This window comes from Streptomyces mesophilus, assembly GCF_011044995.1.
Taxonomy (GTDB): Bacteria; Actinomycetota; Actinomycetes; order Streptomycetales; family Streptomycetaceae; genus Streptomyces; species Streptomyces mesophilus.
This window is the reverse complement of record NZ_JAAKZW010000072.1, coordinates 25,608-33,506: the sequence shown is the minus strand read 5'-3', so window position 1 is coordinate 33,506 and position 7,899 is coordinate 25,608. Positions and strand designations below refer to the sequence as shown.

Sequence of the window (7,899 nt, the reverse complement as noted above, 5' to 3'; positions counted from 1 at the left end):
CCCGTCCCCGGCCCGTCAATCCGGATCTCCGCCCCGCCCGCATGGTGAGCGTCACACGGTTCGGATGCTGAGACGAAAAGTCACCCCCGTACCCCCGTTAGAATCGACAAAAGAGCGCACAGCCCTTTGGCCCATCAGCCGCATGTGCCTCGTCAGTCCCATGGGCCCTCGCCCACTCCCGCCGGAAGGCCGACACACAGTGCCAGGTTCCCCCGCCGCCGCCCCCGACACCGTTCTCGTCGTCGACTTCGGCGCGCAGTACGCCCAGCTCATCGCCCGTCGCGTGCGTGAGGCGCGGGTCTACAGCGAGATCGTCCCGAGCACCATGCCGGTCGCCGAGATCCTCGCCAAGAACCCGGCCGCGATCATCCTGTCCGGCGGCCCCTCGTCGGTGTACGCGGAGGGCGCCCCGCGCCTGGACCGCGCGCTGTTCGAGGCCGGGGTCCCGGTCTTCGGCATGTGCTACGGCTTCCAGCTGATGGCCGCCACGCTCGGCGGCACCGTCGACAACAACGGTGCGCGCGAGTACGGCCGCACCGAGCTGCACGTCTCCAAGGTGAGCTCGACCCTCTTCGAGGGCACCCCGGCCGAGCAGCCGGTGTGGATGTCGCACGGCGACGCGTGCAGCGCCGCCCCCGAGGGCTTCAGCGTCACGGCGTCCACGGACCTGGTCCCGGTGGCCGCGTTCGAGAACGACGAGAAGAAGCTGTACGGAGTGCAGCACCACCCCGAGGTCATGCACTCCACGTACGGCCAGCAGGTGCTCGAGCACTTCCTGTACCGGGGCGCGGGCATCAAGCCGACCTGGACCACGGGCAATGTCATCGAGGAGCAGGTCGCCGCGATCCGCGCGCAGGTCGGCGACAAGCGCGCCATCTGCGGTCTGTCCGGCGGCGTCGACTCGGCGGTGGCCGCGGCCCTCGTCCAGAAGGCCATCGGCTCCCAGCTGACCTGCGTGTACGTCGACCACGGTCTGATGCGCAAGGGCGAGACCGAGCAGGTCGAGAAGGACTTCGTGGCCGCGACGGGTGCGAACCTGAAGGTCGTGGACGCGGAGGAGCGCTTCCTCAACGCGCTCGCCGGGGTCAGCGACCCCGAGGAGAAGCGGAAGATCATCGGGCGCGAGTTCATCCGCGTCTTCGAGCAGGCGCAGCTGGAGATCCTCCAGGAGGACGGCCCCGAGGTCGCGTTCCTCGTGCAGGGCACCCTCTACCCGGACGTCGTCGAATCCGGCGGCGGCACCGGCACCGCGAACATCAAGTCGCACCACAATGTCGGCGGGCTGCCCGACGACATCGAGTTCGAGCTCGTCGAGCCGCTGCGCCAGCTGTTCAAGGACGAGGTCCGCATGGTCGGCCAGGAGCTCGGTCTGCCGGCCGAGATCGTCCAGCGCCAGCCGTTCCCGGGCCCCGGCCTCGGTATCCGTATCGTCGGCGAGGTCACCAAGGACCGCCTCGACCTCCTGCGCGAGGCCGACGCGATCGCCCGCGAGGAGCTCACCGCGGCCGGCCTCGACACCGAGATCTGGCAGTGCCCGGTCGTGCTGCTCGCGGACGTCCGCAGCGTCGGCGTCCAGGGCGACGGCCGCACGTACGGCCACCCGATCGTCCTGCGCCCGGTCTCGTCCGAGGACGCGATGACGGCGGACTGGACGCGGATGCCGTACGACGTGCTCGCGAAGATCTCCACCCGCATCACCAACGAGGTCGCCGACGTGAACCGCGTCGTCCTCGACGTGACGTCGAAGCCGCCGGGCACGATCGAGTGGGAGTGACCCTCCGGGGGCACCTCACGTAACGGGACAACGCCATTGCCGTCGCTCATTCGTCTGGGCGGCGGCACTGTCGTATCCGCTGGGTACGCTGGCTTTACGGAACAGAATCCCTTCATGGGAGGAACAATGACTGCCGAACCGCTGTCCGAGTCCGTGACGAAGGCCGATCCAGCGCGGACGACTGGGCGCATGTGGCCGGTACCGCCGGATGGCGGGTGGACCGTGGACCACCTGTTCAGCCTGCCCGACCTCCCGCCGCATACCCAACTGCTCGACGGGAGCCTGGTCTTCGTGAGTCCGCAGCGAGCCTTTCACGGGCTGGTGATCACTTTGCTTGAGAACGGGCTTCGGCGCTTTGTGCCAGCCGAGTTCAAGGTCCGTCGAGAGATGACGATCGTGATCGACAAGCGCAACGGCCCCGAGCCCGACATCTCCGTCGTCTCGGCCGCCGCAGAGGCTGACACGGATCAGACGTTCTACAAGGCGGTGGACGTCCTCCTGGCCGTCGAGGTCGTCTCGCCAGAGTCCGCTGCCAGAGATCGGGACACCAAGCCGCACAAGTACGCCAACGCGGGAATCCCGCACTTTTGGCGGGTGGAGAGCGAGGACGGCCGTCCCGTGGTCGAGGCCTTCGAACTCGCGGAGGGGACGACGGCGTACGCACGGACCGGAGTGCACCGCGACCGGCTCAAGCTCTCCACCCCCTTCGACATCGACATCGACCTCAGCTCGATCGACGAGCTCTGAGCCTGGTCTCCTGCCGTTACCGCAGGTACCTTCCGGCCATCACGCCTTGGCCTGGGAGGGATCATGACCGCTCCGACTCCGATACCCGCGCAGAACCTCCAGTTCGCGCTGCCCCCGGCGCACCAGAGCCTCGACGACGAGCGGCGGCACCGCAAGGAACGGCTCGCGGGGGCGCTCCGGCTCTTCGGGCGGTACGGATTCGAGGACGGGGTCTCCGGCCATATCACCGCGCGGGACCCGGAGTTCACCGACTGCTACTGGGTCAATCCCTTCGGGATGCCGTTCCGGCACATCACCGTCGGCGATCTGATCCTGGTGAACGGGGCCGGCCAGGTGGTCGAGGGCCGCTATCACGTGAACCAGGCCGCGTTCACCGTGCACGCGGCGGTGCACGCCAAGCGCCCCGACGTGGTCGCGGTGGTGCACTGCCACTCGGTGCACGGCAGGGCGCTCGCCGCACTCGGCGAGCACATCGACCCGATCACCCAGGAGAGCTGCGCCTTCTACGAGGACCACGCCCTCTACGACGACTACACCGGCGTCTCCGTCGACGCCGACGAAGGGCGCCGTATCGCCACCGCGCTCGGCCCGCGCAAGGCGATGGTGCTGCGCAACCACGGGCTCCTGACCGTCGGCGACACGGTGGACGCGGCCGCGTGGTGGTTCATCTCCATGGACCGCTGCAGCCAGGTCCAGCTGGCGGCGCGCGCCGCGGGACGCACGTATCTGATCGACCACAAGCACGCGATCGCCACCCGCGACCAGCTCGGTACGGACCTTGCCGCCTGGATCAACTACCAGCCCTCGTGGCAGGACATCAGCCGCAGTGAGCCGGATCTCCTGGCGTGAAATGTCAACCCGCACGTCGGTCCATCACCCTGTCTGACCTGCCCGTTGAGTACCTCATCCGTCACGTAAGGCACAATTCCCAGGAATTACAAGGGAATTGAACGACTCGGCAGGATTCAGGGACGGAGTTCGCGGGTGGCCGTGCAAGTGGCGCGACAGGAAGCGCATGGGGGCGGGTGCACCTGCGGTGACTGTCCGCACGGTGCGCGCGAGGGGCATCGGCGGGCGGTCGCGGAGTTCTCCGCGAAACGCGACGGGCTCGCGGCGGGCCACGGGCTCCCTGCCGCGGTGGCGTACTCGGCGGGCGCGTCCCGGCAGTGGGTCTCGGACGAGCTGACCCAGTCCGCGGTGACGGTCGCCGAGCGCAGTCGTGAGGAGGGCGCGGCGTGGCTCCAACTCCTGTGCCGGCGCACGCTGTTCACGATCTGGGTGCTGGCCGGAGCACTGCTCCTGATCCAGGCCCTCACCGCCATCGGCGCCGGCTGGACGTCCGCGCGTACGGCGGGCATGCTCACCGCACTGGTCGTCGGCGCGCTGCTCACCGGCGTCGCCCATCGACACCGGGCCCGCGGCGGCGTCCTCGCCCCTGTGATCGGCGAGGACAACCGGCTCTCCACCTCCCGCGGTGTGGCCGGCGCGTGGGTGCTGCTCGCGGCGTACTCCGTGCTCTTCCTCGGCTGGGAACTCGCCTTCGCCGCCACGCCCCGCACCCGCGACGACCTGCTCGCCGGGCTCGAACTGGGCCGCAGCGCGGCCCTGTTGACCGTGTTCGGCGTCATCTGCCTGGTCGCCGTCGCCGTCCGTCGCACGGTCGCGGTGCGCGTCGCCGGGCAGGAGCTGCAGAAGGTGCGGGCCGACCGGCCGCGCGCCGGTGATCTCGTCACCGACGACGCCGGGCGCGGGAGCTTCGCCGACGCCCAGTACGCGGTGATCAACGCGGCCGCCCTGCTCTTCGCCGCCGTCAGCCTCGCCCGCGACCCGGGCCGGCTGCCCGAGCTGCCCTGGGGCCTCGCCCTGCTCGTGCTCGTCTCGGCCGCCACGTATCTCGCCGGGAAGTACGCCGAGGGCGGCCGACCGGTGATCCATTCGGTGGTACGGGCCCGGGAGGCCGGCGACCTCGACGCCCCGATCCGCACCGGGGACGACATCGAGATCCGCGGCGCCGGCTTCGTGCCGCCCGGCGCGCAGAGCCCCGACCGGCTCGCCCGGATGGTGGTGCGGATCGGGCCCGTGCACGTCCATGTCCCGCTGGTCCCGGTGCCCGGCGGCTTCACCAACCCGACCGATGCGGTGCTCACCGTGCCCGTACCGGCCGATGTGGAGCCGGGGCGGGTCGAGGTGCAGGTGGTCACGGCGGCGGGGGCCGAGACGAACCGCTGCGTCATCGACGTGACCGACTGACCCTCGGTTTCGATCCGGCCAGGTCTCGGTCGGACCGTCAAAGCGCCCCGCCCACTGGTGAGCCGCTCACCGTTGTCGTACGTATGGTCTGGTGACGGCATTTCGTTGAGTGGTCAACTGAGAGGCGGCAGTGATGGCGCACACCATGCGGACCGGGACGTACACCGACCCGGGCGGTGGCCGGGGGGACTGGCGCGACACCGCCTCGCGCTACGCCCTGCTGCCGCTGCGGATCTTCCTGGGTGTCACGTTCGTCTACGCGGGCCTCGACAAGCTCACCAGCTCGACCTTCCTGAAGGATGCGGGCAACGAGTCGATCGGCGACCAGATCCGCTTCCTGCAGCAGAGCGGCGACGTGGCGATCCCCAAGATGCTGGACCTTGCGGCCAACTCGCCCGTCGGCTTCGGCTATGCCATCGCGTTCGGTGAACTGGCCGTGGGCATCGGCACGTTGATCGGCCTGTTCGCGAGGATCGCCGCGCTCGGCGGCGCGCTGCTCTCGCTCAGCCTGTGGTTCACGATGAGCTGGTCGGCCACGCCCTACTACATGGGCAACGATCTTCCGTATCTGATGGCCTGGCTGCCGCTGATCCTGGCGGGGGCCTCGTACTGGTCGGTGGATGCCTGGCTGAGGCAGCGGCGGCGCGGTATGTAGCGGGTGTCCGCCGGCCGGTGGGATGTGGAGGGTTGGCCTCCGGACGGCGGGCCTGTCAGCATCCTCGGATGCACATACTCGCCGACGAACTCGGCCCTCTCTCCTACGACGTGGCGGGCACCGGAACCCCGGTCGTCCTCGTGCACGCCGGCATCGCCGACCACCGGATGTGGGACGCCGTCGTGCCCGCGCTCGCCGAGCGGCACACCGTCATCCGCTACGACCTGAGGGGTTTCGGTCAGTCCCCGCCGCCGAGTGGGTCGTTCCGCGAGACCGACGATCTGCGCCGGCTCCTCGATCACCTCGGCCATGACAAGGTCCGCCTCGTGGGCGCCTCCTGGGGCGGCCGCGTCGCCCTGGACTTCGTCCTCGCCCACCCGGACCGGGTGCACTCCCTCGCCGTGCTGTCCGCGCCGTGGCGCGGGTACGGATGGGGCGCCGAGATGATCGCGTACGACGAGGCCGAGACCGCGGCCCTGGAGGCGGGCGATCTGGACGCGGCGGTCGAGGTGAACCTGGACATGTGGGTGCGCGGACCGGCGCGCGGCTGGGCGGATGTCGCCGAAGGCCTCGCGGATCAGCTGCGCGGCCCGCTGCGGACCTCGCTCGAGCACCAGGACGCGGTGGGCGAGCAGTCACAGGATCCGGTCGGCGGCGAACTCTCCGCCATCGCCGTGCCCACGCTGGTGGGCGTCGGCAAGCTCGATGTCGGCGACTTCCAGGACATCGCCCGGAAGTACGCGGCCGAGATCCCGGGAGCCTCCCTGGTCGAGTTCCCCACGGCCGCCCACCTCGTCGCGCTGGACGCACCGGCCGAACTGGCCGCGGTACTGGGCCCGTTCCTCAGCCGCTAGCGGTTCCCTGTGCGGTGCGGTCGTCCGCGGGCGCGATCCCGCGGGCGCCGCGCCGTCTGCGTACGGCATAGGCGATGATCCCGGTGACCGAGGCCAGGAACAGGCCGAGCACCACGATCGGGATCACCACGAACCACTCCGCGTCCCACCAGCCGGCCGCATCCCCGCCGTAGGCGAGGGCCACCCCGCCCATCGTGAGGCCCGAGACCAGGCGGCCCGGCTGGAACGGGTGCAGCCACCGGCGCCGTTCGTCACTTCGCTGCACGGGTCACCTCCGCCTGGCCGAGCGCCACATCGAGCGTGAGGTCGATCGTGCCGCCGCCGTCCTTCGCGTCGCCCGGCGGGCGCAGGACGATCGAGCGCCTCTGGTCGGGGGAGACGTCGATGTCGCCCCGCGCATGGCCTTCGGGCAGTTGGATGTCGCCCACGCCCACCTGTACGTCCGCCTTCACCGTCGCGTCGTAGGGGACGATCACCTTGATCCGGCCCGCGCCGATCTTGGAGCTGGTGGTGACCGTCTGGTCCTTCTTCAGATCGAGCTTGCTGAGGTCGAGCGTGCCCTCGCCCGAGCCGATGTCGTACGCCGGCCGCACGTCGGCGGCCGCGGTGGGCTGCCACTGCGTACGGACCCAGTTGGTGGTGATCTCCTTCGGGAGCGCCGAGGCCCCCGCGAGCAGTCCGGCGATGATCAGCGCGAGCAGCACCGAGCCCGCTCCCGTGCGCCCGAAGAAGGAGCTGACCGCGATCCCGAGCGCGAGCACCGCGAGGGCGCAGGCAAGGCCCGCCGTCAGGGCGGTGCCGAGGGGCGGATTGGCACCCATTTCGTTGAGGGCGACCGCGGTGCCGGTGATGCCGGCCGCCAGCGCGAGCAGGAAGATCCAGCCACCGATCCAGCGCGGTCCGCGGCGCGGGGCGAGTACCTGGGCGCTCCGGCCGGCGGGGTCCTTGGCGGGGAGCTCCACGCCGGAGAGTTCGGCGGGCCCCCACAGATACCCCGTACCGCCTTCGTGCGTGCCGTCCTTCACGATCGGGTCCCGCCACCACGACGGGCCCCGGGTGACCGGCGGCGCCTGGGTCTCGGGGGGTGCGTCGGCGGCGGCCTGCGCGGCCACCGGGTCGGGCGAGGGGGTGTCCTTGCGGCGCTCCTTCGACCAGTAGCCGGCGCCCGCGAGCAGGACGGCGAGTACGGAGGCGAAGGTCAGCACGCCCGCGTTGTTCACCATCGACAGCATCACGCCGGAGCCGACCAGGGCGAAGAGCAGCGCGGTCAGGGCCGGCCCGTCGACGCGGCCGGTCAGCATCCGGCGGGCCTCGTTCTCGTCCTCGCCGTCGGCAGGGATGAGCAGCCAGGCGAACCCGTAGAAGATCAGGCCGATACCGCCCACGGCGCCGAGCAGCGCCAGGACGATACGGAAGATCACCGGGTCCATGTCGCAGTGCCGGCCGAGGCCCGCGCAGACGCCGCCGAGCACCTTGTGCTCCCGGTCGCGGCGCAGCCGTGGCTGCGCTTCGGCCGCGGGCGCCTCGGCGCCGACCGTCCCGGTGCCGGTCCTCCCGGCGCCCGGCACGGCGTCGGCCGGCTCCGCGGTCCGGGTGTCGTGCTGATCCGTCATGGGTTC

8 protein-coding genes are annotated in these 7,899 nt (G+C 70.7%); 6 read left to right on the top strand and 2 right to left on the bottom strand.

Annotated elements, in window-relative coordinates:
• The first annotated feature begins 199 nt into the window (after nucleotides 1-199).
• From guaA to G6045_RS18745, 6 genes are all read left to right on the top strand, one after another.
• On the top strand, nucleotides 200-1,774 hold the full coding sequence (gene guaA / locus G6045_RS18770; RefSeq protein WP_165333140.1) for a glutamine-hydrolyzing GMP synthase: 1,575 nt from the start codon (nucleotides 200-202) through the stop codon (nucleotides 1,772-1,774).
• A gap of 114 nt (nucleotides 1,775-1,888) precedes the next feature.
• On the top strand, nucleotides 1,889-2,521 hold the full coding sequence (locus G6045_RS18765; RefSeq protein WP_165333139.1) for a Uma2 family endonuclease: 633 nt from the start codon (nucleotides 1,889-1,891) through the stop codon (nucleotides 2,519-2,521).
• A gap of 63 nt (nucleotides 2,522-2,584) precedes the next feature.
• Nucleotides 2,585-3,370 carry a class II aldolase/adducin family protein gene (locus tag G6045_RS18760; protein WP_165333138.1) on the top strand — a complete coding sequence of 262 codons (786 nt, stop codon included), beginning with the start codon at nucleotides 2,585-2,587 and terminating at the stop codon, nucleotides 3,368-3,370.
• Between the two features lie 135 nt (nucleotides 3,371-3,505).
• Nucleotides 3,506-4,771, top strand: coding sequence for a hypothetical protein (locus G6045_RS18755; RefSeq protein WP_165333137.1), 1,266 nt, complete (start codon nucleotides 3,506-3,508; stop codon nucleotides 4,769-4,771).
• Between the two features lie 133 nt (nucleotides 4,772-4,904).
• Nucleotides 4,905-5,426, top strand: a complete 522-nt coding sequence (locus G6045_RS18750) for a DoxX family protein (protein WP_165333136.1) — start codon at nucleotides 4,905-4,907, stop codon at nucleotides 5,424-5,426.
• A gap of 68 nt (nucleotides 5,427-5,494) precedes the next feature.
• Nucleotides 5,495-6,280: an alpha/beta fold hydrolase gene (locus G6045_RS18745; RefSeq protein ID WP_165333135.1), complete on the top strand. Its 786-nt coding sequence runs from the start codon at nucleotides 5,495-5,497 to the stop codon at nucleotides 6,278-6,280.
• Here G6045_RS18745 and G6045_RS18740 read toward each other — a convergent pair.
• Together G6045_RS18740 and G6045_RS18735 are read right to left on the bottom strand one after the other, a co-directional pair.
• Nucleotides 6,270-6,545: a hypothetical protein gene (locus tag G6045_RS18740; protein ID WP_328707823.1), complete on the bottom strand. Its 276-nt coding sequence runs from the start codon at nucleotides 6,543-6,545 to the stop codon at nucleotides 6,270-6,272. The genes G6045_RS18745 and G6045_RS18740 overlap by 11 nt on opposite strands.
• Entirely contained in the window at nucleotides 6,532-7,893 is a 1,362-nt protein-coding gene (locus tag G6045_RS18735; protein ID WP_235968026.1) for a PspC domain-containing protein, read from the bottom strand. The genes G6045_RS18740 and G6045_RS18735 overlap by 14 nt, the downstream gene beginning before the upstream one ends.
• Between the last annotated feature and the right edge of the window lie 6 nt (nucleotides 7,894-7,899).